The organism is Methylobacterium tardum, assembly GCF_023546765.1.
In the GTDB taxonomy this organism is placed as follows: domain Bacteria; phylum Pseudomonadota; class Alphaproteobacteria; order Rhizobiales; family Beijerinckiaceae; genus Methylobacterium; species Methylobacterium tardum.
Genome location: NZ_CP097484.1, coordinates 2,385,422 through 2,406,752, shown reverse-complemented (window position 1 = coordinate 2,406,752; position 21,331 = coordinate 2,385,422). Strand labels below are relative to the sequence as shown.

Sequence of the window (21,331 nt, the reverse complement as noted above, 5' to 3'; positions counted from 1 at the left end):
GTGACCCCGGTCACAGAGGCCGGGACGGTCGGCGTGGCGCGGAATCTACGGCAGCGGCGCAGGCTCGCGCCTCAACCAAACCTCGATGGGTTGGGACCGTCCGCGAATGGACGCCGTCCGCCGCTCGTCGAAGAGGCCGCCCGGCTCAACGATGCCGGCAGCCGTCAGGAGATCGGCGCTGACGGCGAGGCGGGCCTTGGCCTCCGACGCCACGGCCAGCAGGCGGCTCGCAACGTTGACGGTATCGCCCGTCGCCGTGACCTGCTGATTGGTGTCGCTGCCGAGACGCGAGAGGATCGCCGGTCCGGAATGCGCGCCGATCCGCACGTCGAGCGCACGTCCGGCGCCTGCCAGTTCGGGATCGCGCGCGATCCAGTCGCGGGTGCGGACGATGAGATCGCCGGCTGCCCGCACGGCGTTTTCCGCCTGCGCGGGATCGGGGTCCAGCGCGCCGAACACGACCATCGCGCCGTCGCCCATGAAGTTGACGACGAGACCTTTGTGCGACGAGGCGGTCTCATCCACGAGATCGTGGAACGTCTTGAGGAGGGCGCGGGTGCGGACCGGGCCGAGGCGCTCACTCTGGCCGGTGAAGCCGGTCAGATCGATGAAGAGCACCGGGATCTCGCGCGTGAGCGGCGCAGCCAGATAGGTCGGGTCCCAGGCGAGCCGTTCCGCGAGCGCGGCGGGCTGAAGCCGGCGCAGGGCCTGCTCCGATCGCGCGAGCCTCAGGCCCTGGCGGCGATCCAGCGTCTGGCGGGCCACCGCGCACAGGAGCGTCGGCAGGCCAGCGGCTGCGAGCGGCAGGGCGGCGCTCAGCCAGATGCCCTGGCTGAAGGCGACGATGCCCAGAGCGAACCAGGCGGCCAGGAGGAGGAGCACGAGGATGGCTGCTGGGAGTGGAGGGGCCAGCGCGATCAGGAGCACGGCAGCGCCCGCGAGAACCACGGACGCCACCCCGTCGAGCCGCCGAACGCGCGCATCGCGCACGAGTCCGTCGCCCGTGGTCAGATGGGCGATGCCGGTCGCCAGCAGTTCGACGCCGGGCATCACGGGATCGAACGCCGTCGCGAAGGTGTCGCTGCCCCCGAGTGCCGTCGCGCCGATCACGACGATACGGTCCGTCAGAGCGGCGACCGGAACCGTCCCGTCGAGAAGTGCGGCGGCGCTCACGGTCTGGATCGTGCGCCGCGGCCCGTAGGGACGGAGCGGAAGGTGATAGCCGAGGTCGAGCCGGACGACGGCAGACCCGATCCGGACCTGTCCCTCGCTCAGAACCGGATCACTTCGGACCGCCAGGGCCGCTGTGCGCAGGACGAAAGCGGCCGCAACGCCCTCATCCGTTCGGGCAACAAGGGGAAGGTGCCGCGGCACGCCGGCGGCGTCCTCGGACAGGTTGACGAGGCCCGACAGCGCGGCCGCGCCGATCGCCGGGATCGGGCGATGCACGGCGGTGGCGACCGGGATGCCCCCCTCGTTCGTCGCCTCGTCGAACACGGCTGCCGCCGCGAGGACGGCAGGCAGCTTGCGGAGGGCGGCGGCGAGGGCACGATCCGCCTCCGGCTGGCGCCCGTCTTCCAGGAACAGGACATCGACGGCGAGCGCGCGGGGTTGGGCCGTGGCGATCGCTTCGATCAGCCGCGCCATCGTCGCGCGCGAGACGGGAAAGCCGCCTTCCCGGCGGACGATCGCGTCGTCGATGGCGACGATCACGACATCGTTGGGCGGCGTGCGTGGACCGGCCAGCCGCATGCGCAGGTCCGTCGCCGCCGCCTCCAGGTAATCGAGCGGCGTCGCCTGTCCGGCGATGTGCAGGTGAGCGAGCCAGCCGCTCCACCCCAGCGCGGCCACGAACACGAGGAGGGCGAAGCGTCGCCTGGTCCGCCGGGAGGTCGGGATCGCCTCAGGCCCCGGCTTCAGACCCGCGGCTCTCACCGCCCGAAGCGCTCGAGCAGGCTTCTGACGCGCTCCTGCGGCCACCGTCGCACGTCCAGAGGGCCCTGATCCTCACCGACATCGACACCCTCGCCCGGGCCCAGCGTGACGGACACGGCCGGGGCGTTCCGGCGCGCGACGGCGACGCGGCCTCGGGCCACGAAAACCGCAGTCTTGGCCGTGGTCACATCGACGGCGTAGATCGTGCCGCGCACGGACGCGATGGCGTGGGGGGTGAGGATCTGGAAGCCGCCCCGGCGGGTGTTCGCGCGCGGCGGCAGGGTCACGAGGACGGCGCTGCCGTCGATCTCCGCCCCCTCGAGCTGCCCGTCGCCGTCCCGATCCACGGGCCGTAACCGGGCCGCCCGCTCGGCTTCGAGGGTGAGACCGTCGGTGCATCGCAGGATCCGCAGAGGCGGATCGAAGCGGGTCGTTTCCGTGCAGCGCGTCTGGGCGTGGGCGGTGACCGGGACGACGACGGCCGCGAATGCGGCCGCGACTCGCGCGAGAGGGCTCATGTGGTGGATCCCTTCTGTCGCCTCAGATCCGTGAGGGTTCGCCGAGGGCCGCCAGACGCGGCGCGACCTTCACACGCACGCGTGAGCGCCCAAGATCGATAATGCCGGATCGACGCCAATCCTGAAGGACACGATTGACGCTTTCCCGCGCCGCACCAACGTAAGCGGCGAGCTCTTGCTGTGTCACCTGGATTTCTGCGCCGTAATGCTCGGACAGCATAATCAGACGCCGCGCCAGCCGGGCATCGAGGGGAAGGAGCGTGGCCTCCTCCATGCGCTCGCTCATCCAGCGCAGCCGTCGGCAGAGGAAGCCGATGATCCGCGCCGCCAGGGTCGCGTCGTGCGCCAGAAGTTCGAGGAAATCCCGCCGGTCGATGACGAAGAGGTCCGTCGCCTCGAGCGCGATGGCCTCCGCGGTGCGGGCATCGCCATCGAGGAGGGCGATCTCGCCGAAGACGTCGCCCGGGCCGAGGAGGTTGAGCGTCACGGACCGGCCATCCTCGGTGCCGGTGGCGATGCGGATCTGCCCACGACGGATCGCGTAGAGGGCATCGCCGGGATCCCCCTTCTGGAACAGGATCTCGTGCCGCGCGACGCTCCGCATCCGGCACAGGCCGGCGATGGCTTGAAGGGCGTCCTGGCCCAGCGCGGCGAAGAACGCGTTGGCGGCCAGGAGCCCGGCGAGCCTGTTCGGCGTGCTCACGACATCATCTCTCGACTGCGCCGACCCGGGCTCGTGTGCGCGCCGCAAGGGGCTCCGTGGCGCAGCCTCGTGTCAGCACGATGCCCCACCGTGTCGCCCCCGACCGGTCGGCGCGTCCGTGACAAATCTCACAGGCCGGCATGGCCTCGCCGTCCCATGGGGCCCGGCTATCGGCGTATGGCCGCCACAGCCTCTCGGGCGGCCTCGATCCAGGCTGCCCGCTTAAACCCGCCGGACGATCCTGCTTGGAAGGAGGTTCCCACAGCCTGGATGCGGCTGTGACCGAGGGATCGATCCGCCACGAGGCTTCGCGGAAGGCTGGACCGGGACGCATCCGCGTCCGCACGATCGACAACTCTGTCGTGTCGGCGAACGGAGCCTCTTGCGAGAAGCGCGGCATGTAGATCCGCGATCAATCTCCGTAACGCCCTCAAGGATCGGTGCGAACAGGCCCTCGCAAACTTCAGCCCGCGCCTTCGGTGTGACCTCGATCACAGTCGCGGAAGTCGAGGGCATGGAACATCCACGCGAATCCCAGCGACTCAGGAGCTTTGTCGCGGGACCCGCAATGATGGCAGGAAAAGCCGTACTGATCCTCAGCAACGGCAGCACCGCAGAAGAAGGGCGTTGTATGTCATGAGCCTGTCTCGTCTCGAAGACCGCAATTCATTGCGGCGCGCGCAGGAGAACCAGCGGCGCCTGGTCACCGAGTTGCGGTCGCAATACGACGTCATCATTTGCGGCGCCGGCTCCTCGGGCTCGGTCGTGGCGCGGCGCCTTGCGGAGAACGCCGGCCTGCGCGTGCTGCTGATCGAAGCCGGGGGCAGCGACGAGGCCGAGACGGTGCTCGACCCGGCGCAATGGCCGGCCAACCTGGGCAGCGAGCGGGATTGGGGATTTCAGGCGCAGCCGAACCCGCACCTGAACGGTCGGGCCCTGTCGATGGCGATGGGCAAGGGTCTCGGGGGCGGCTCCAGCATCAACGTGATGATCTGGGCGCGCGGGCACCGCAGCGACTGGGACTACTTCGCGGCGGAGGCCGGCGATGCCGGGTGGAGCTACGTCAACGTTCTCCAGATCTATCGTCGAATCGAGAACTGGCAGGGTACGCCGGATCCCCGGTACCGCGGCGATTCCGGGCCGGTCTGGGTCCAGCCTGCCGCGGATCCCAGCCCCATCGCGCACGCGATGCTCGATGCGGCCCGCGAGGTCGGCATCCCGACCTTCGCGCATCCGAACGGCGTGATGATGGAGGGGCCGGGCGGCGCCTCGATCTCGGACACGCTGGTTCGCGACGGCCGGCGCCAATCGCTCTACCGGGCCTAGGGCAGGTCGGCGCCGCTCATGCAGGCCGACGCGCACGTGAGCCACGAAGCGGGGCAAGGATCACGTGATCTTGCGGGCCCATCCAGGGAAGGCGCGATGCCCGGGGGCGCGCTCCCGCGGCGATCGTCTCTGATGTGTGCGGGGCCGGGGAGGTGTGGCTACCGTCCAGAAACGTCCTGCCCATCTCAACATGAAGCCCGAGCGGCCTCGATCCGACCTTGCGCCCGGCACAACGCGTCCTGGACGTGCCTTATTTCGCCCATGATCCCGCCAGCCACATGGCTGCTGGGCCGCCACCGTTGAGACGTCACGCTGCTGCCGGTCTTCCTCACTGCGCTGAATCGTTGCCGCCCTCTCGGCCGAGTAAAGGGGCAGATCGGCGCGAACCGTGGGCTCGCATCTGCGACCAGCCGGGATGAAACTGCACCGATCACGCTCAGTTCTGACTGGAAGTCCAGGACGGATAATTTGATTAAACCAACAATATCAATTTATTTTGCTTCATAAATCTTCTAAACCACTGACAACATCTAGGTTAAATAGTACCGATAATCGGATCGTACGTCTTAGCACTGCACTGATGTGCACCTGCGAGATGATGTAGGCCGGAGATACGAAAAACATTGATTTTATTGACATTTGTCAAGCTACTTTGTTTCTGAAACTATAAATCAATACTGAATTAACAAGGGTTATCCGGCTGAGGCAAGCTTTCGCCCAAATCGACGCCTGGTTCGAGATCACGACACACGCCAGTCGGCCTCGGAACAGCGCGAGGGCCAGAACCAGCCCCATGCCCGTGCGACAAAAGCAAACTTCAAATACAAGCAAAGTAAGAAGCGAGGGAGGCTATGCTCAATTTACCGCAATTCCCCGCATTCCGGCACGCAACCAGTGCAACCCGAAAGATCATGCATCGTTTCGAGCGCTCGTTCCAAGACGAGAGACGCTATCGAGAATGGCTGTCGAGCCATGAGACGACCTTCGATCGGTGGGCGGACGGCTTATCGCGGGACCTTTGCCGCGAGGCGATGGCATTCGAGAAAGACCTGTACGCCTTCGCGCAAACTCAAGATTTCCCCGTCCACATGGGCGGGAATGCATATGTCAGGCTCCTGTACTTCCTGGCCAGATACCTTCAGCCCGAAACCGTTGTCGAGACGGGAGTTTCGATCGGATATTCCAGCCAAGCCATATTGAGCGCCCTGGCCATGAACGGGAAAGGGCAACTCTACTCAAGCGAGCTGCAATACCTTCATGATAACCAGTCCCATAAATACATTGGTCTACTGGTCAGCCCCGAATTTCGAGATCGATGGACGTTGCTGACAGAGGGAGACCGCATCAACCTGGCGCAGATCGCACAGCGGGTGGGCCGCATCAATCTCTTTCACTACGACTCCGACAAGAGCATTTCCGGGCGCGTTTTCGCCTGCAATATCGCTCTCGAGCGGATGTCGAAGGGCGACGTTCTCGTCCTGGATGATGTCAATGACAACGATCATCTGCTGTCTCTATCCAACCAGATCGGTCGCGCTCCGACCGTGTTCACCACGAAGTACAAATCGATCGGCCTCTTCATGATGTGATAATGACGACTCGCCGCCAGGGCGGCCTGCGCATGCGATCGCGCGCGGGCGGAACGCGGTGACTACGCGTGGGCGACCGGTCGCTCACGCACCTGCGTCGTGGAGCGGGGCGTGCGCATCTCGAAATGGGTGGTCCCGTCGCGCCGGCTCACCAGCCCCGCCCGGGCCGGCACAGCGGCGCGACGGACGTTGCACGCGCCCATCGCCGCCATCAGCGGCCGCGGTCGCCCCCGTGCGGCGCGCCGATCAGGGCCCGCGGGCTGCGCGGCAGCCGCACGGGGGTCGATGGTGGCGAAGCCGGCTTTCGCGTCGCGCCACGGCCGCTCGCCAGTCTCCCGCCAGCTCCTGGCTACGCTGTGCCCCGCGGGCCTGATCAGCGCCAGCGTGTCGGACGGGTGCCGCGGCCGTTGCACGGTGTTCGAGACCGCGCGCCGGCCCGCCCCGGTCGTGCCCGCCCGTAAGGTCGAAGACCCGGCACCCGGATCGCGTCGAGGCTCTGAACCGGCAGCGCGTCGATCCGGCTGAGGTGCACCCCGCGCTCCGCCATGCTAGAACGGAGGCAGAACAAACCCGACGGGCCGGGTCGGTTCAATCTGCGGGCGGGCGGGGTCTTCCGCGGCGGATGGATGTGAACGCGGCTCGAAGATGCCAAGCGCGGTGCGGCCCTCGACGGCGCCCGTGATTGGCGGTGAATCTGCGGCCGACCTGGGCGACGAGAGACGACGATGGCGATGAAGACGGCGTTCGTGGTGCAGCCGTTCGAGGTGCACCGGAAGCGGTTGCGGCCGGGCCGGCAGGAGCCGGCGCAGACCGAGAGCGGGGCGGTGAAGAAGGCCGAGAACTTGGCCAAGCGGATGCCGGGCGCGGCGGCGCTGAAGGTGGTGGCCGACGACGAGACGGGCGAGCTGGAAGGCGTCACCATCCTCGGACAGTGGGGCGAAATCCCGGACGACTTCGCCGAGAGCCTGCAGGGCACGTAGGCCAGCGTTTACCAGCGGGGCGGGAGAGCGCCATGGCGGCCGTTCGGCGGGTCGGGAACTTCCTCCAGGTGCAGGACGGTGACGGCTGCCGCCACCTGCTGCGCGTGACGAGCGTTCAGGCGCTCAGCGACACGGACCTGATGCGCAACGAGACGTTCATCACGGCGGCCGGGCGAACGATCCGCGTGACGCAGCCGCTCGACGAGATCGTGGAGCTGGTGGCGCCGGGCGAGCGAACGGCGTCGGAATCGGAGGAGGCGTGGCCGTTCTGACGCGGCGTCCTGCCGATCGCGTCATCTGCTCGGTCCCGCCCCGATCGGCTCCGGAGCGAGGACGCGTCCGATCTCGCCGGCGTCGGTCGAGCCGAGACGCGACGCGACCGCCCCACTCGAGAGCGCGCCGATGCAGGAATCGGCGCAGCGCGCGCGGCCACCAATGGCCGGCTCGCGCGTTGGCTGCACGGTTCGATCTCGCTTGTCGATCTCGTTTGGAGCGCCTGATGCTCGCCCGATCCGCGTTGTTGCTCGTGATTCTCACATCGAGCGCCCAAGCCGCCGCCTTCGGCGACCTGAAGGGCTATCTGGCTTCCTGCCTGCGGTTCGAGATGGGAGGCTCCGCCGCGCAACGGGGCACGCCCCTGTCATCCCGGGTCCACGACGCGCTGGATCGTTGCTCCGACGACGTCGCCCGGCTCGAACGCGCGGACGGGCGCCGCCTGCGCGGCGATGGTGGGATCAGCCCATCGACCAAGGAGGTGATCCAGAGCGTCGTGGGTCGCGGCGGTAGCGGCATCCGCAATGTCGGGTACTGAACGCCGCGATCGAAGCCCTCCGTGCCACAGGCTCTGAAAAAGCCCGCACCGGCGGACCGGGCGGGCTGACGTGATCGCGTCATGGGGGCGCTCTGAATGGCGCGATTTCGGACCCGCGCGCCTCGTCTGTTCGGATGACGCCGGCGAGACAGTCGCGTGCAGCGCCGGGGGCGCGGGTGGTCTCGTCTTCAGAACAGAGACTGCGGCCGCGCCGAGCATTCAAAACGCAGGGCGCCCGGAGCCGTTTGAAAGCAGAGGGCGACGCTGGGCTGACCGCCCGCCCGGCTCCGATCCGCTCACGCGGCAGACCAGCGTCCGATCGGCTTACCGGTAGTAGCCACCGCACACGAGATGGCCGTGCTGGTTGCTAACGCCCGTGCCGCCGCAACGGGACGCGAAGATCCGGCTCCAGCGGGCCCCACCGTACCCGTCACCGCAGAGCGCCGTGAGGTAGGGGCCTTCCATGTGGATGCGATGGCAGCTCGCCGCGTACGAGCCGCCGGGGAAGGCGAGAGCCGGAACACAGCCGAGCAATGAGAATATCGCACCTGCAACAAGCTGTTTGCGCATCTGAGCAGACTCACTCTAATGTTTTTGGATCCACAACATGAGGATCTGTCCGGGACTCAGAGCTGTACAGCGCTCTGTTTTGGGCGTCTCCTGCTATCGTGTTGCGATCGTAACCTTGCGATTCATCCATCTATAGACCACGAGCACGAAAAAGCCCGCGCCGGCGGACCGGGCGGGCCAAGGAGGTTCGTGGTCTCAGGAACGAACTAGAAGCTCCTCTGGCAAGGTGCGTTCCAAAGGTGTGCCCGGCAGATCACTTCGAGCCGCCGCTGCCGGTCGAGCCGACGCGAGAGGGCTGACCCTTGTTGCCGGCCGCTGCAGAGTCGGTTGCGATGCTGTCCGCGGCGCGACCCGTCGGCGAGTAGGCCGCCGCAGCGGCATCGCCGGTCGATCCGGGCTGGCGGGTCACGACGCCGGGCGCGCCGGGCGGCACGATGACGGTCGTGCTGGTCGGAGTCTCGATGACGGCCTGAGCGAAGGCTGGGGTCGCCAGAGCTGTGGCTAAGGCAGCGGCGAGGGCGAACTTGGTCACGTTGATCTCCTGTCGGGATTGATGCGGCAGGAAACTCCTGAAGCGTTCGCCAACAAGGACCGCGTGCAATCGATCCAAATCTCAGCACATGACGGAACGCCCGTGTGTGCAGGCGCACGCGAGACATAACGAGAAACAGACTTCGTCTTGCGCTCGGCGACCGGATTGAAAGAAGCCCGCCGCGGCGAAGCGGACGGACTGGGAGTAAGTCTCGGGCTGAGCGCCGCGTGAACGTGTTGATCACGCGCCGCTCCAACACTCACCCCATGCTCAACGCGAGCACGAGCTGCTGGGCGGCGAAGGCCAGACCGGTCAGGAGCCCACCGACCACGAACACGTCGGCGAGGCCGCGCTCCGGCCGGCGTCTGGCAACAATTCGGCTCGGCGCGCGCGGCTCGCGCAGCCACACCACGTTGCCCGATTGTCTCATGACCGCCTCCAGCATCATTGCTGGATCGTATCTGGGTCCGGTGGCGACCGCCCGGCATGCGCCAGCGCACATGCGAGGCGCGCGCGGGAGTGGCAGCATCACCCGAACGGCGGCTTCGCGCGGGTCCACGGCCGCCAAGCGCGCCTTGCGCGCCTCGACTGCGCTCTCGGCCTTCCCGGACGGCAGATCTCTTGGGCGGCATGGCGGAGCGCCATAGGTCAGCGTGCCACTCAACGGGCGTACACGAGACCAATCTTGCGGCCGTTCTGCCAGGCGACCCTGCAGGGCTGGTCGACGCGCAGTGCTGCCGAGATCAGCCGCACCTCTCTGGGCAACATCAGGTCTGAAGCGACTTCGATCGTCGCACCGGATTTGTTGCGATCCCATACGACGCAATCGCGACGTTCCAGGGGTTCGCCAAAATAGACCTGTCCGGTTTTCAGGGCGGCCCTGTGTAGCGGGTCTGTGCAATCCTCAGACATCGCCCGGCTCTGCATTCAAGATTCAGCTGGGGCTAAAGAGTCCGCACGGCCCGATTCCGTTCCAAAATTTCCACGCTCGGCGCGCGCGGCAGCGCGGGGACGGCCGAGGACGGTGGACGTCCCCGTGACCGGCGTATCGCCAGGGGCCCACGAGACCGTCGATCCGGTTCGGTCAGGGCCTCACATCCGGCCTGGGATCCGGGACGAACCCATCGCGGTTCGGCATGCGGATGGCCGCCAAGGATCGCGCGTCCAGCACCGCCCCGTCCGGGACCAGCCCGTTCAGGTGAAGCACATAGCCCGAGACGGCGTAGACATCGTCATCGCTGAGCGATTGCGGGGCGTTCATCGGCATCGCGCGGCGGATATAGTCGAACAGGGTCGGCGCGTAGGGCCAGAAGCTGCCGACGGTCTTGACCGGCTTTGCCGAGGCGAGGGTGCCCTGTCCGCCGGCGAGCCGTTCCCCGGTCCCACCTTCGCCCCGGGCGCCGTGGCAGGACGCGCAGTGCGCCTCGAACACGGCGCGGCCCTGGGCGACGCTGCCGCTGCCCGGCGGCAGCTTCCGTCCGTCGCGATCGACGTCGATGTTCCAGGCGGCAATCTCGGCCTCGGTCGCCGGCCGGCCGAGGCCGAAGCGCTCCGCGGGCCGCGCCGCGCCGGCGGTCCCGAGCAGGAGGACGGCGGCGAGCGCCCGGGCGTTACGCGTAGCCATTGACGACCTCGCCGTCCGCGGCGATGCGCCAGGGCACGACCGCGTTGTTGTGGTAGAAGGATTTGAGGCCGCGCACGGCGGTCAGATCGGAAAAGCTCGGCTGGACGTACCCGGTCTCGTCGATCGCCCGGCTCGCGATGGTCGTCGGCGTCCCGTCCCAGGTCCAGGGCAGGCGGAAACGGGTCAGCGCCCGGGACAGGACCGGCGCCTGCAGGGCCGCGTCCTGCCAGGTCCGGCCGGCATCGGTCGAGACCTGCACGTCGCGGATCCGCCCGCGCCCGCTCCAGGCAAGGCCCGTGATCTCGTGGAAGCCGGGGGCGATCCGCTGGGTGCCGGAGGGCCGCGTGACGATCGACTTCGCCTCCATGACGAAGGTGAATTGCCGCGCGGTGCCGTCGGGCATCAGGTCGGTGTATTTCGCGGTCTCCTCGCGGGAATAGGCCGGTTCCGCCGTCACGTTGAGGCGGCGCAGCCATTTCACGCTCATGTTGCCCTCGAAACCGGGCAGCAACACCCGGAGCGGATAGCCCTGCTGCGGGCGCAGCCGCTCGCCGTTCTGGCTGTAGACCAGCAGGGCGTCGTCGAGGCACTTCGCGATCGGGATGCTGCGGGTCATCGCGGCGGAGTCGGCGCCCTCGGCGACGACCCAGCGGGCCTCCGGTCTCAGGCCGGCCTCCGCCAGGACCGTTGCGAGCCGGACGCCGGTCCATTCGGCGCAGCTGACGAGGCCGACGAGATCGGACGCGGTCCGGCCCTTGATCGCCTCGAAGCCCGGATTGCCCGAGCATTCGAGGAAGTAGATATGCGATTCCGACGGGAAGCGGCGGAGGTCGTCCATGGTGAGGACCAGGGGCCTGTCGGCGAGGCCGTGGATCATCAGCCGGTGACGGGCCGGGTCGATGTCCGGGATGCCGCCGTGGTGGCGCTCGTAGAACAGGCCGTTCGGCGTGAGGATGCCGTCGAGATCCTGAAGCGGCGTGCGGCTCGAGGCCGAGATGTATTGCGGCAGGCCCTTCGGCACGTTGCGGATGACGCCCGCCTCGAAGCGCGAGGGCAGGCCGTAGGTCTGGCTGCCGACATCGGCGCCCGGCGTCTTCATCCACTCGGGAATGCCCGGCGGGGCCGCCTCGTCCGATCGGGCCTGACCACCCGCCAGGAGCGCCGCCGCAGCCGCCGCGCCCTGCGCGAGGAAGCGGCGCCGCGCCGCCGGCGGTTCATCGTCGTGGCTCATCGCATCGAACTCCGGCCTGCTCCCGTTCCAGACCGCCCCTGAAGGCGCGTGACCCTGGGATCGATCAGTTGTTCATCGATCACAAGCCGCAATGCAACAATCAAGGATTTTTAGAAGTATATTTTGCCCCCAATTGGAACGTTAATACGTTTACCTCCCGTAGATCGATTGCAGAGAAACGCAGTCCGTGTCTCGGATCCGCAGGCGCCGGATGGCCGTCAATGGGCGACGAGACGACGTGAATGGATCGACATTCGCCGCCCGTGATTGGCGCGGCCGCAGGCCGTGCTGTGTCCAGCATGGGAACGGAAACGGCATTGTTCGTCTAAAAATTGGACGAACAAGCTATAAAATCAGCTGTAAATGAAAGCAATTTCCTCCTCGATGAAATTGTGTTTCGTATATACCGGCCGGGCTCGACGGGCAGCCAGGTATATGTGCTTGTGACATCTCGCTTTCGGACGCGCCTCAGCGCCTCGCCACTGCTCCGAGCGGCTTTCGCGACGCTCGCCCTGAGCCTTTGCCTCTCGGCGCCGGCCCAGGCCCTCGACAGCGTCAAGGTCGGCCTCGCCATACCGCCGACGGTCACCGACGGCAGCGTTCAGGCGATCGCCGAGGAACTCGGGTTCTTCAAGCAGGAAGATCTGGACGTCGCCTACGTGGTTCTTCCCGGGGCCGGCGCGTTGCTGCCGCAGCTGCTGCAGAAGACCATCACGGTCGCCCTGCCGCTGCCCGAGACCCTGCTGGCCGCACACAAGGCCGGCGAGAAGCCGCTGCCGGTCGCCTATTTCTACAATGCCGGGCCCCGCAACACGCTCGAACTCGCCGTCCGGGCCGATTCCGACATCCGCAGCCTCGCCGACCTGAAGGGCAAGCGGATCGGCGTCGGCGCCCTGACCTGGGGCACGATCCCCCAGACGCGCGCCCTGATGCGCTCGGTCGGCCTGGAGCCCGGACGGGATGTCAGCATCGTGGCGGCCGGGGTGCTCGGGGCCGGCTTCCACGCGCTCCGGGAGGATCGGGTCCAGGCGCTGAACTTCAACAGCTCCTGGATCGACATCATGGAGGACCAGGGCATTCCGGCGCGCCGGCTGGATTATCCGCCCGTGTTCCGGCGCATGGTCGTCAACGGCTTCCTCGCGCACCGGTCAACGCTGGAGCAGAACCCCGCGCTTCTCGAGCGCTTCGGACGGGCGTGGACGAAGGCGCTCGCCGTCTGCGACCTGAATCCGAAAGCCTGCATCGCGGCGTTCTGGCGCAAGAACCCGTCCGTGGCGCCGCAGGCGGACCGCGACAAGGCCCTGGATGCGAGCACGCGGCTGCTCAAGCGGTGGATCGAGCCGGTGATGCGGGACGAGGCCGGTGCCGCCCGCGTGCCGGGCGCCTTCGATCTCACGATCATCGCCGCCTATGTCCGCGAGATGCATCGCTACGGCGAGTTCGCGACGGCCGACCTGCCCCTGGACGCCTATTTCTCGAACGCCCTCGTGCCGGGCTTCGCACGCTTCGACCGCGCGGCCCTCGAGGCGCAGGCGCGCGCGCTGCCATGACGGCCGCGCCCAAGTCCGACCATGTCCGCCTCGAGGCCGTCCGCTTCGCCTATGGCGGGTCGGCGGGAGCCCCTGTCCTCGAGAACATGTCGCTGTCGGTGGAGGAGGGGGCCTTCGTGGCGATCCTCGGGCCGTCGGGCGGCGGCAAGTCCACGGTGCTGAAGCTCCTGTCCGGCTTGGTCCGGCCGCAGGGCGGGACCATCCGGATCGGCGGCACGCCGGTGACCGGCCCGCGCCGGGACGTCGGCATGGTGTTCCAGAAGCCGATGCTCCTGCCGTGGCGGAACGTGCGCGACAACGTCCTGCTGCCGGCCGGCTTCGCGCGCGCGGCGTCCGCGCGCGAGGTCGCGCGCGCCGACGCGTTGCTGGCGACCGTCGGCCTCTCCGACAGCGTGACGCTCTATCCGGGCCAGCTCTCCGGCGGCATGGCGCAGCGGGTCGGGCTGGCCCGGATGCTCCTGCACGATCCGCGGCTCCTGCTGCTCGGCGAGCCCTTCTCGGCCCTGGACGCGATGACCCGGGAGCACCTCTCCCTGGAGCTGCAGCGGCTCTGGATGGAGGAGCGCCGCACGGCCCTGTTCGTCACCCACTCGATCCCCGAGGCGCTACTCCTGGCCGACCGGGTCGTCGTGCTCGCGGGGCGGCCGGGCCGCATCCTCGCCGACATGCCGGTGCCCCTGCCGCGGCCGCGCACCCTCGAGACGCTCAGCGGCGCGCAGTTCGGGACCCTCGCGCTCGAACTCCGCCGGTTGTTCGACGCGGCGGCCCGGCCCGGAGCCCAAGCCGCATGACCCTCCTGCGCAACATTGTCCCGCCTCTGATCACGCTGGCCCTGGTGCTGGCACTCTGGGCCTACGTCACCGGACCGGGCGGGCTGCCGAGCTACCTGCTGCCGGACCCGGTCTCGGTCGGCCGGGCGCTGTGGACCGGGCTCGTCAGCGGCGAGTACGGGCCGCACATCCAGTTCACCCTGACCTCGACGCTCCTCGGCTACGCCATCGGCTCCGTCGCGGCCGTGATTGCGGGCGTCCTGGTGGCCGAGAGCCGGACCTTCGAGCGCTTCGTCTTCCCCTACATCGTGGCGATCCAGGCGATGCCGAAGGTCGCGCTCGCACCGCTGATCCTCGTCTGGTTCGGCTTCGGGCTCGCCTCCAAGGTCGTGCTGGTCGCGCTGATCTGCTTCTTCCCGCTCCTCGTGAACACGATCGCGGGCATCCGCCGGGCCGATCCCGAGCTCATCGACATGGCCCGGTCGTTCTCCCGGCCGGCCTGGTGGATCTTCCTGCACGTGAAGCTTCCGGCGGCCGCGGGGGCGATCTGCGCGGGCCTCGAGATCGGGATCGTGCTGGCGCTGATCGGCGCGATCGTCGGCGAGTTCGTCGCCGCCGAGAAGGGGGTCGGCTACCTGATCGGCTCCGCGACGGTGAACATGAACGTCGCCACCATGTTCGCGGGCGTCCTGCTGCTCGCCGGGTTCGGCATCGCGGGCAGCGCGCTCGTGCGCTTCGCTCAGAGGCGGATCGTGTTCTGGGAACGGGCGCCGGATCCATCGACGCGGGGAGAGCGCGCATGAGCCTGGATGCAACGCTGCCGGAGGCGCTCGCCTTCGCGTCGGCCACCGAACTGGTGCGGCGCCTGAAGGCGCGAGAGTTCACGGCACGCGCGCTGCTCGAATTCCAGCTCGCGCGCGTGGCGCGGCTCAATCCCGAGATCAACGCGATCGTCTACACCGACCTTCCGGCCGCGCGGGAGCGCGCCGACCAGGCCGACGCGGCTCTGGCCCGGGGCGAGGATTGGGGGCCGCTCCACGGGCTGCCGATGACCGTGAAGGAGACGAACAACGTCGCCGGCTGGCCGACCACCTACGGTGATCCCGCCTTGGCCGAGGCGATCCCGACGCACAGCGCCGTGATCGTCGAGCGGCTGCTTGCGGCCGGCGCGATCCTCTTCGGCAAGACCAACGTGCCGATCAACGCCCTCGACTGGCAGAGCTACAACGCGATCTACGGCACGACGCGCAATCCCTGGGATCTCGACCGCACGCCGGGCGGCTCGTCCGGCGGCTCAAGCGCGGCCTTGGCCGCTGGGCTCGTGCCCCTCGAACTCGGGAGCGACGCCGGCGGCTCGATCCGCTTCCCGGCCCATTTCTGCGGGGTCTACGGCCACAAGCCGACCCCCGGCATCGTCCCCGTCGCCGGCAACGAGCGCGGGACAAGCCTCCTCGACAACGACCTCGTGGTGAGCGGCCCGCTCGCCCGGACGGTGGCCGACCTCACCTGCGCGTTCGACGTCCTCGCGGGACCGGCGGGGCCGGCCGCCAAGGCCTGGCGCCTGGACCTCCCGGCGCCGCGGGCGACGCGCCTCGCCGCATTCCGGGTGGCCTACGTGACCGACTCGCCCGTCGCCGAGGTGGACGAGCCGGTCCGGGCCGCGATCCGGGCCCTGGCCGAGCGCCTCGCGGGCTTGGGCGCCCGGGTCACGGCCGACGCGCTTCCCTTCGGCGATCACGCCGCGCACCACGCGACCTATCTCCAGCTGCTGCGCGGATCGGCGTCGGCCCGCCTCCCGCAGGCGGTGTTCGAGGAGGCCGTCCAGCGCCTCACGGAGCCGGGCACGAACGCGACGCCCTACGTGGCGCGGATGGCGCAGGCGCACGCGCAGCGCCACCGCGACTGGATCCTGGCCGAGGAGCGCCGGGCCGCGCTGAAGCGGGATTGGGCAACCTTCTTCGAGGACTACGACGTGCTCCTCGCCCCCGTCACGGTCTGCGCGGCCTTCCCGATCGGCGAGGCGCGGCCGCGGGAGGAGCGCGTCCTGCAGATCAACGGGCACGCGGTCGACTACAACGACCAGCTGTTCTGGGCCGGTCTGGCGACGCTGCCGTCCCTGCCGGCGACGGCGGTCCCGATCGGCTATGACGGCCCCCTGCCGGTCGGCATCCAGGTGATCGGGCCGCATCTCGAAGACCGGACGACGCTCGCTTTCGCGGCCGAACTCGAACGTCTGCATCCGTTCGCGCCGCCCCCGCGCTACGCGCCGGCCGCCGGCCCGTGACAGGGAAATCGAGTCGCGCGGCCGGCTGCCTGCACCCGTCTCCGTAGTAACGGGGGCACGTTGCCGGTTTGGCGCGAGAGTTATCTGCTTCCGGACCGCTCAGCGCAGGCAGAAACGTCTGCCGACATCCGGCAGCAGAGCATGAATCAATCAAACACCCGGCGCGCGCCGCGACAGGCCGGCAAAGGCCTGGCACGGACCATGCCTCTGTGGGATGCTCACCAGGCCCGGTAAGCGTCTCATCCGCTCTCGGTTGATGCGTTCGCCGCGGCCATCCTTGCGAGCGGAGCGAAGCAATCCAGAGGGTTCGCGATCGTTGAGGTCGCGCGGCCCTGGGTCATGTCGCTGCGCTCGTGATGATGGCGGGAAATGCATCGAGCGATGCGCTCAAATGGAAACCGTCTCAGGGGAACTATGCGGAAGCCGCACGGCGATCTGGCATCCATTCAGCCGATGAGCGTGGTCGGCCTGCCATCGGCCACGCTGAAGGCGAACCAGGCCTACGACACCCTGCGACGGGAGATCGTCTCCTGCCGCCTGCTGCCGGGCACGCGCTTCACCGAGACGCAGCTGATGGAGCGCTTCGCGCTGGGCAAGGCCAGCTGCCGGATCGCGCTCCAGCGCCTCACGCAGGACGGCTTCGTCGCCTCCATGCCGCGGCACGGCTACCGGGTCGCGCCGGTCACCGTGAAGGATGTGGACGAGATCTTCGCCCTGCGCACCGAGCTGGAGCCGCTGGCGGCCCGCGGCGCGGCCGGGCGGGTGAACCGGGGGCAGCTGGAGCGGCTCGAACAGGCCTGCCGGCGGCGCATCGACGTCGATGTCGGCAACCAGATCGACTTCTTCCTGGAGGCCAACCGCAGCTTCCACATGGCGATCGCCGTCGCGTCCGGGAACCAGCGCCTCTGCCGCGCCCTCTCGGGCCTCCTCGGCGAGATGACCCGCCTCGTGGCGCTCGGCTTCGGCGTGCAGGGCGTGCGGCCCAACATCGAGAACGACCACGCCGCCATGATCGAGCATCTCGTGGCGGGGGACGCCGAGAGCGCCGCCCAGGTGGCGCGCCGCCACGTCGAGACCTTCCGCGCCATGACCCTGGAGAAGGTGATCGCGAGCCTGCGCGACACCGCCGTGATCGGACCGGCCGCGCCGGTCCAGGCGGACGGGAGCGCGCGGTGAACGCGGTCGAGATCGATCATGTCGGCAAGTGGTTCGGCCAGCGCGAGGGCGCGCCGCTCCACGTCCTCCAGGACATCGCCCTGACGGTGCCGCAGCGGGCGGTGGTGGCGATCGTCGGCGCGTCAGGCTGCGGGAAGAGCACGCTGCTCAACATCATCGCCGGGCTGATCGAGCCGGATGCCGGTGGCGTGCGCCTGTTCGGCACGGCGGCCCGGGAATTCCGCGACTGGCGCGCCATGACCTACATGTTCCAGGAGGACCGGCTCCTGCCGTGGCGCACGGCGGCGCAGAACGTCGCCTTCGGGCTGGAGGCCGGCAGCATGCCGGCCGCCGAGCGCCGCCGGCGCGTCGATGAGACCCTCGACCTCGTCGGCCTGTCGCGCTTCCGCGATGCCTTCCCGCACGAGCTTTCCGGCGGCATGCGCAGCCGGGTCGCCCTGGCCCGCAGCCTCGTCACCGAGCCGAGCCTCCTGCTCCTCGACGAGCCGTTCTCGAAGCTCGATCCGACGATCCGCGCTCAGATGCATTCCGAGCTGCTGCGCATCGCGGCCTTGCGGGCGATGACCCTGATCTTCGTCACCCACGACGTCGAGGAGGCGGTGGTGCTGGCCGACCGGATCGTCGTGCTGCAGCCGCATCCCGGCCGCGTGCGCCTCGTCCAGGAGGTGGCCCTCGACCGCCCGCGGGATCCGCTCTCGGAGGCGGTGACCGACCAGGTCCGCCGCCTGCGCCTCGCCCTCTCGGAGGAGCCGGTCCCATGCTAGTCCGGACGCCCGAGGCCATGCTGCGCCGTCCGCGAGCCGGCGTCGTCCGCACCCATGGCGGCACGCTCCTGCAGCGTCTGGCCCTGATCGGGCTGGCGCTCGCCGCCTGGCAGATCGGCGCCCTCCACGCGCCGAGCTTCGTCCTGCCGAGCCCGGCCCGCGTCTGGACGGCCTGGACCGGCCTCGTCGCGACGCCGAGCTTCGCTGCCGATCTCGGCATCACCCTCGGCCGCGTCGCGGCGGGCTTCGCGCTGGCCGCCCTGGTCGGCCTGCCGCTGGGCCTCGCGCTGGGCGCAAGCCGGGCGCTCGGCGGGTTCTTCGAGCCGGTGCTCACGGTGATGAACACCGTCTCGTCGGCGATCTGGGCGATCTTCGCGCTGATCTGGTTCGGGCTGTCGAACTGGACCACGATCTTCGTGGTGTTCATGACCGCGATGCCGCTGATCCTGACCAATGTCTGGCAGGGCACCCGGACGGTCAGCGCCGAGCATCTCGAACTCGCCCGCACCTTCCGCATGCCCCGGCGGAAGGTGCTGACCAAGATCTACCTGCCGACCATCCTGCCGGCCTTCTTCTCGGGCGCCCGGCTCGCCATCGGCTTCGGTGCCCGCGTGGTGCTGGTGGCCGAGAGCCTCGGGGCGAGCAGCGGCATCGGATACCGGCTGCGGCAGGCCGCCGACCTCGTGCAGACCGATCAGGTCTTCGCCTGGACCCTCACCCTCGTCGCCCTGATGATCGGCCTGGAGACCCTGGTCCTCAAGCCGGCGGAGCGGCGCCTGTTCGCCTGGAAGAAGGCGAGCCCGGCATGAGCGCGGCCCCCGATGGTCCCCGTCGCCCCGCTACCAGAGTTCAGGAGGCCGCGTTGAAACGGATCGGTGCCCTTCTCGTCTGCGCGCTGCTCGCGGCGGCGCTGCCAGGCCGCGCCCAGGCCCAAACGGTCCGCATCGGCTACTGGAGCTCGGGCATCAGCCTCGGCTTCGGCGCGGTGCTCGAAGCCGGGCAGTTCATGGAGAAGCAGGGGCTGACGCCGGAATACGTCAAGTTCCCCGACGTCAACGCGCCCACCAAGGCGATGGCGGCCGGCGCCATCGATTTCGCCATCGCGGCGAGCGCCGGGACCTCGCTGAGCGTCACCGCCAACGGCCTGCCGCTCAGCATCGTGCTGGCGACGCAGGTGGCCGATCTCGACTTCGTCGTGCCGGAGGATTCCCCGATCCGCACGATGGCGGATCTCAAGGGCAAGAAGATCGGCACGTCCCCGGCCGGCAGCGGCACCGCCGCCATCGCGGCCGCCATCCTCGAAGGCAATCACGGCCTCAAGCCCGCCGATTATCAGGCGGTGCCGGGCAACGACTCGCGGCTGGCGCAATTCCTCGTCCAGAAGGACATCGACGCGGCCGCGTTGCGGACCGTGACCCTGGCGCTCCTGCCGGACGTCAAGATGCGCCGGCTCGGGACGTTTCGCGAGGAATGGAAGCGCCTCACCCGGCAGGACGCCCCGCCCGTGCTCGGCGTCGGCCTGATGCGCAAGGCCTGGATGGCGCAGAATCCGGACGGCCCCGCCAAGGTGGTCGCGGCCATGCGCAAGGCCTTCGAGTACGGCAAGGCCGACAAGCCCGGCGTGGCCAAGATCCTGATGGCCTCCGCCAATCTGAACGCCACCGATGCCGCGGCCTACGCGGCGCTCTGGGACGGCATCTACACCGTCAGCCTGGAACCCGCCGACATCGCGTCGCTCAAGCGGGAATTCGAGGTGTTCAAGGCGGTCGGCGCCGTCCAGGGCAGCCTGCCCGAGGGGGCCCTCGTGCCGGGACCCTACGAGCAGTCGAAGGCCATCCCCTAGAGCCGTGCTCGATTGCGCCGAGCCGAAGTCCACTCCGGCGGAGAGCGCTCACACCGTCGGCAAGAACACCCAACACTTCGTCGAGAGGAAACAGGTCCCCATGGCAGACACGATGCGAGCCCTCGTGCTGGAGGCGCACGGCGACATCGATACGCTGAAGGTCGTCGCCGACTACCCGAAGCCCGCTCCGGGCCCCGACGAGGTCCTCATCCGGGTGGGCGCCTCCTCGTTCAACTACCACGACGTGTTCACCGTGAAGGGCATGCCCGGCATCAAGGTGCCGATGCCGGTGGTGATCGGCCTCGACATGGCCGGCCAGATCGTCGAGCTCGGCGCGGGCGTCGCGGATTGGCGCGTCGGCGACCGGGTGCTGGTCAATCCGCTGAACAAGGCCAAGGGCCTGATGGGCGAGATGCTCGACGGCGGCATGGCCGAGTATTGCCGGGTCTCGGAGCCAGCTGATCGCGATGCCGCCCGACGTGAGCTACGCGGACGCCGCCTCGCTGCCCGTGGCCTACGGCACCGCCCACCGGATGCTGATCACCCACAACACCGTGAAGGCCGGCGACAAGGTCCTGATCCTGGGCGCCAGCGGCGGCGTCGGCACCGGCTGCGTGATGCTGGCCAAGCAGCTCGGCGCCGAGGTGATCGCCTGCGCGGGCAGCGCCGAGAAGATGGAGGCGCTGAAGGCGCTCGGGGCCGATCACGTGGTCAATTACCGCGAGACCGACTTCTCGAAATGGGCGATCCAGACCTACGGCAAGCCGCAGCGCCGGACCTACGAGGGCGGCGTTGACGTGGTGATCAACTTCACCGGCGGCGACACCTGGGTGCCCTCGCTCAAATGCCTGAAGCGCGGCGGCACGCTGCTCGTCTGCGGCGCCACCGCGGGGCACGATCCGAAGGAGGATCTCCGCTACATCTGGAGCTTCGAGCTGAAGGTGATCGGCTCGAACAGCTTCTACGACGACAATCTCGCGGCCCTGATGGACATGATCCAGGCCGGCACCCTCAAGCCCACGATCGACAGGGTCCTGCCCCTGGAGGAGGCCGCCGAGGGCCTGCGGATGATCCGCGACCGCGAGGTCATGGGCAAGATCGTCGTCACGCCGTAGGAGCACCTGC

General features: G+C 68.8%; 22 protein-coding genes and 2 pseudogenes. 14 read left to right on the top strand and 10 right to left on the bottom strand.

Features of this window, described 5'->3' with window-relative positions; translation table 11 throughout:
* Window positions 1-45: 45 nt before the first annotated feature.
* Genes M6G65_RS11340 through M6G65_RS11330 form a run of 3 tightly spaced genes read right to left on the bottom strand, consistent with a single transcriptional unit; the run spans window position 46 to window position 3,156 of the window.
* Entirely contained in the window at window positions 46-1,935 is a 1,890-nt protein-coding gene (locus tag M6G65_RS11340; RefSeq protein ID WP_238197029.1) for a CHASE2 domain-containing protein, read from the bottom strand.
* A complete protein-coding gene (locus M6G65_RS11335) occupies window positions 1,932-2,453 on the bottom strand; it encodes a FecR domain-containing protein (RefSeq protein ID WP_238197028.1) in 522 nt (173 codons plus the stop codon). The genes M6G65_RS11340 and M6G65_RS11335 overlap by 4 nt, the downstream gene beginning before the upstream one ends.
* Before the next feature lie 22 nt (window positions 2,454-2,475).
* Window positions 2,476-3,156, bottom strand: coding sequence for a Crp/Fnr family transcriptional regulator (locus M6G65_RS11330; RefSeq protein ID WP_238197027.1), 681 nt, complete (start codon window positions 3,154-3,156; stop codon window positions 2,476-2,478).
* Between the two features lie 636 nt (window positions 3,157-3,792).
* Here M6G65_RS11330 and M6G65_RS11325 point away from each other — a divergent pair.
* Window positions 3,793-4,479, top strand: a pseudogene (locus M6G65_RS11325) (GMC family oxidoreductase N-terminal domain-containing protein); the annotation flags it as partial.
* 914 nt (window positions 4,480-5,393) lie between these two features.
* Window positions 5,394-6,071 carry an O-methyltransferase gene (locus M6G65_RS11320; protein WP_238197026.1) on the top strand — a complete coding sequence of 226 codons (678 nt, stop codon included), beginning with the start codon at window positions 5,394-5,396 and terminating at the stop codon, window positions 6,069-6,071.
* Window positions 6,072-6,133: 62 nt separating this feature from the next.
* Here M6G65_RS11320 and M6G65_RS11315 read toward each other — a convergent pair whose 3' ends face one another.
* A complete protein-coding gene (locus M6G65_RS11315; RefSeq protein ID WP_250103941.1) occupies window positions 6,134-6,484 on the bottom strand; it encodes a hypothetical protein in 351 nt (116 codons plus the stop codon).
* Between the two features lie 312 nt (window positions 6,485-6,796).
* Between M6G65_RS11315 and M6G65_RS11310 the strand changes: the two genes are divergently transcribed.
* From M6G65_RS11310 to M6G65_RS11300, 3 genes are all read left to right on the top strand, one after another.
* A complete protein-coding gene (locus M6G65_RS11310; RefSeq protein ID WP_238197024.1) occupies window positions 6,797-7,051 on the top strand; it encodes a hypothetical protein in 255 nt (84 codons plus the stop codon).
* A 32-nt stretch (window positions 7,052-7,083) separates the two neighbouring features.
* Window positions 7,084-7,323 (top strand): hypothetical protein, encoded by a 240-nt coding sequence (locus M6G65_RS11305; RefSeq protein ID WP_238197023.1) that lies wholly within the window; start codon window positions 7,084-7,086, stop codon window positions 7,321-7,323.
* Between the two features lie 215 nt (window positions 7,324-7,538).
* Window positions 7,539-7,862 carry a hypothetical protein gene (locus M6G65_RS11300; protein WP_250103940.1) on the top strand — a complete coding sequence of 108 codons (324 nt, stop codon included), beginning with the start codon at window positions 7,539-7,541 and terminating at the stop codon, window positions 7,860-7,862.
* 324 nt (window positions 7,863-8,186) lie between these two features.
* On the opposite strand, the gene M6G65_RS11295 is transcribed toward M6G65_RS11300, so the two are convergent.
* The 6 genes from M6G65_RS11295 to soxC form a co-directional block, all read right to left on the bottom strand.
* Window positions 8,187-8,396 carry a CVNH domain-containing protein gene (locus M6G65_RS11295; protein WP_238197021.1) on the bottom strand — a complete coding sequence of 70 codons (210 nt, stop codon included), beginning with the start codon at window positions 8,394-8,396 and terminating at the stop codon, window positions 8,187-8,189.
* Window positions 8,397-8,685: 289 nt separating this feature from the next.
* Window positions 8,686-8,964 (bottom strand): hypothetical protein, encoded by a 279-nt coding sequence (locus M6G65_RS11290; protein WP_238197020.1) that lies wholly within the window; start codon window positions 8,962-8,964, stop codon window positions 8,686-8,688.
* Between the two features lie 259 nt (window positions 8,965-9,223).
* The gene (locus M6G65_RS11285) at window positions 9,224-9,394 is read right to left on the bottom strand and encodes a hypothetical protein (protein ID WP_238197019.1); all 171 of its coding nucleotides are present in this window, start codon (window positions 9,392-9,394) and stop codon (window positions 9,224-9,226) included.
* Between the two features lie 230 nt (window positions 9,395-9,624).
* The gene (locus M6G65_RS11280) at window positions 9,625-9,876 is read right to left on the bottom strand and encodes a hypothetical protein (RefSeq protein ID WP_238197018.1); all 252 of its coding nucleotides are present in this window, start codon (window positions 9,874-9,876) and stop codon (window positions 9,625-9,627) included.
* A gap of 172 nt (window positions 9,877-10,048) precedes the next feature.
* A complete protein-coding gene (locus M6G65_RS11275) occupies window positions 10,049-10,588 on the bottom strand; it encodes a c-type cytochrome (RefSeq protein WP_238197017.1) in 540 nt (179 codons plus the stop codon).
* Window positions 10,575-11,819: a sulfite dehydrogenase gene (gene soxC, locus M6G65_RS11270; protein WP_250103939.1), complete on the bottom strand. Its 1,245-nt coding sequence runs from the start codon at window positions 11,817-11,819 to the stop codon at window positions 10,575-10,577. Before soxC ends, M6G65_RS11275 begins: the two co-directional genes overlap by 14 nt.
* Before the next feature lie 443 nt (window positions 11,820-12,262).
* On the opposite strand from soxC, the gene M6G65_RS11265 reads away from it, so the two are divergent.
* From M6G65_RS11265 to M6G65_RS11225, 9 genes and pseudogenes are all read left to right on the top strand, one after another.
* Window positions 12,263-13,369 carry an ABC transporter substrate-binding protein gene (locus M6G65_RS11265; RefSeq protein ID WP_238197015.1) on the top strand — a complete coding sequence of 369 codons (1,107 nt, stop codon included), beginning with the start codon at window positions 12,263-12,265 and terminating at the stop codon, window positions 13,367-13,369.
* On the top strand, window positions 13,366-14,160 hold the full coding sequence (locus tag M6G65_RS11260; protein WP_250103938.1) for an ABC transporter ATP-binding protein: 795 nt from the start codon (window positions 13,366-13,368) through the stop codon (window positions 14,158-14,160). Before M6G65_RS11265 ends, M6G65_RS11260 begins: the two co-directional genes overlap by 4 nt.
* On the top strand, window positions 14,157-14,942 hold the full coding sequence (locus tag M6G65_RS11255) for an ABC transporter permease (protein WP_238197013.1): 786 nt from the start codon (window positions 14,157-14,159) through the stop codon (window positions 14,940-14,942). The genes M6G65_RS11260 and M6G65_RS11255 overlap by 4 nt, the downstream gene beginning before the upstream one ends.
* On the top strand, window positions 14,939-16,423 hold the full coding sequence (locus tag M6G65_RS11250; protein ID WP_250103937.1) for an amidase: 1,485 nt from the start codon (window positions 14,939-14,941) through the stop codon (window positions 16,421-16,423). The genes M6G65_RS11255 and M6G65_RS11250 overlap by 4 nt, the downstream gene beginning before the upstream one ends.
* 459 nt (window positions 16,424-16,882) lie before the next feature.
* A complete protein-coding gene (locus M6G65_RS11245) occupies window positions 16,883-17,599 on the top strand; it encodes a GntR family transcriptional regulator (protein WP_430929559.1) in 717 nt (238 codons plus the stop codon).
* On the top strand, window positions 17,596-18,363 hold the full coding sequence (locus M6G65_RS11240; RefSeq protein WP_238197010.1) for an ABC transporter ATP-binding protein: 768 nt from the start codon (window positions 17,596-17,598) through the stop codon (window positions 18,361-18,363). Before M6G65_RS11245 ends, M6G65_RS11240 begins: the two co-directional genes overlap by 4 nt.
* The gene (locus tag M6G65_RS11235; RefSeq protein ID WP_238197009.1) at window positions 18,357-19,172 is read left to right on the top strand and encodes an ABC transporter permease; all 816 of its coding nucleotides are present in this window, start codon (window positions 18,357-18,359) and stop codon (window positions 19,170-19,172) included. The genes M6G65_RS11240 and M6G65_RS11235 overlap by 7 nt, the downstream gene beginning before the upstream one ends.
* Before the next feature lie 53 nt (window positions 19,173-19,225).
* Window positions 19,226-20,206 carry an ABC transporter substrate-binding protein gene (locus M6G65_RS11230; RefSeq protein ID WP_238197008.1) on the top strand — a complete coding sequence of 327 codons (981 nt, stop codon included), beginning with the start codon at window positions 19,226-19,228 and terminating at the stop codon, window positions 20,204-20,206.
* Window positions 20,207-20,318: 112 nt separating this feature from the next.
* A pseudogene (locus M6G65_RS11225) lies at window positions 20,319-21,321 on the top strand (zinc-binding dehydrogenase).
* Window positions 21,322-21,331: the final 10 nt, after the last annotated feature.